The organism is Aetokthonos hydrillicola CCALA 1050 (genome assembly GCF_017591665.1).
Lineage (GTDB): Bacteria > Cyanobacteriota > Cyanobacteriia > Cyanobacteriales > Nostocaceae > Aetokthonos > Aetokthonos hydrillicola.
Genome location: NZ_JAAKGC010000351.1, coordinates 1 through 1,754 on the forward strand (window position 1 = coordinate 1; position 1,754 = coordinate 1,754).

Sequence of the window (1,754 nt, forward strand, 5' to 3'; positions counted from 1 at the left end):
TTCCTACGGTTAAGCACTTCGTTTCTTGGTTGGGATTATGTCCTGGTAGTCGCATCACTGGGGGTAAGGCCAAAAGTTCTAAAACTCGCCCTGTTATCAATAGAGCAGCCAACGCTTTCCGCATGGCCGCACAAACTCTTTGCAGAAGCTATTCAGCTTTAGGAGGATTTTACAGACGTATGCAATCCCGTATGGGAGCGCCAAAGGCAATTACCGCAGCTGCCCATAAACTAGCACGTATTTTCTATCGTCTTTGGACATCTGGAGCCGCATTTGCAGACCCAGGTGTCGATGCCTATGAGCAAAGATACCAAGAACGTATTGTCAACAACCTGAAGAAGAAAGCTCATGCTCTTGGGTTTGATTTAGTCGCTCAACCTACTATTGAGCAAGAACAATGTGCTTCTTGAGCTACTGTGTTCATTAGTTGTTTATATTACTGATATAACCAGCACGCTGAAACTAAATACCACTACTTGAAATCATAAAAAGATTCAGATGACGCGCTGTTTAAGAACAAGGTGTGGTTATTAGCATGTGACTATTGGTAATTTAAAGCGCTATTTCCTTACAAAAATTACTCTGGTGGGGTGTGTTTCTTAGGAGTATATCCTATTTTTCCCTTCTGTTTTGTTTAAGTCCCGTTATTCCTCTGAATTATGTATAACTAATAACAAATCCAGGTCGTCAACACTCTACCCCAAATCCTGCCTCAATTGGGTGTTACTGCTCGCAAATAACTCGAAATCCGACAGTTCTCTGGCGGACGTCTGGTAAGTATCTTGAACGCCTTGCCGAACGGCAATAGGATGGATCAACATCCCAAGATCCTCCTCTTGCAACACGCTTTGCATTTTTGTTATCAGATAACCAGGCTGAACCATCATTTGGTGCGCCCACGTAATTCTCATGCCAGTGATCGGCACACCACTCTAAAACATTCCCATGCATGCCATATAAGCCGAAAGCATTCGGAAAGAACTGATTTACTTCTGTCGTTATTCTCTGATGTTTACCAGCGAAATTTGCTAAGTCTGGTGTGATTATTTCGCCGAAATAAAACGGTGTCCTCGTGCCAGCACGGCAAGCATATTCCCATTCAGCTTCACTAGGTAGACGGTAGACTCTGCGGGTTAGCTGAGATAGCCTGTTGCAAAACTCATAAGCTTCATACCAAGAAACTTTCTCTACAGGGTTTCTGTCACCTTTGAAGTATGATGGATCCGGATTCAAGTCCATATCAATCTTGGGCAAGGCGGATACCCGATTCCACTGTACTTGGTTAATAACACATTGGCTTATCAAAAAACTACCTACATTAACAGAACGCTGTGGTCCCTCCCAATCTATTCGATCACTTTCTTCGTTTGAGGAGCCCATCAAAAAAGTACCTTGACGAACCATGACGAGTTCTAAATATACGTCTTTGCCAAGATTCTCTTTGTAAATTTCAACTTCAAATACACTGCTATTTGTGAAAATAGTTAACTTTCCCAAGTCTAAAAATCCACCCTTTTCAATTCTTGTTATTACCTTAGTTTCTAAGGAACGTTGAGATTTTTGGATAGAAATTGAATAATCGTAGGGGGTACTTGTCTTTGTCGGTGCTCCTTCAGCGCCTTTCCAATTTGCTGCTTTTGGCAAGTCACGGACTCGGGTGTAGTGTAGGTCATGATCGCCACTGAGGTCATCGGTTTGCGGTGGCTGAACAATCTCTGGTCGAATGTAGTCTACATTGCCTTTGGCACTGCGAG

The 1,754-nt window shown here is 42.9% G+C and carries 2 protein-coding genes; one reads left to right on the forward strand and one right to left on the reverse strand.

Translation table 11 applies throughout. The features are described from left to right. Positions 1-410: transposase (locus G4P69_RS37815; RefSeq protein WP_339385290.1), on the forward strand; the 410-nt coding region annotated here is incomplete at its 5' end. Positions 411-723: 313 nt separating this feature from the next. Here the strand turns inward: G4P69_RS37815 and G4P69_RS37820 are convergent. After that, positions 724-1,754: formylglycine-generating enzyme family protein (locus tag G4P69_RS37820; protein ID WP_243903189.1), on the reverse strand; the 1,031-nt coding region annotated here is incomplete at its 5' end.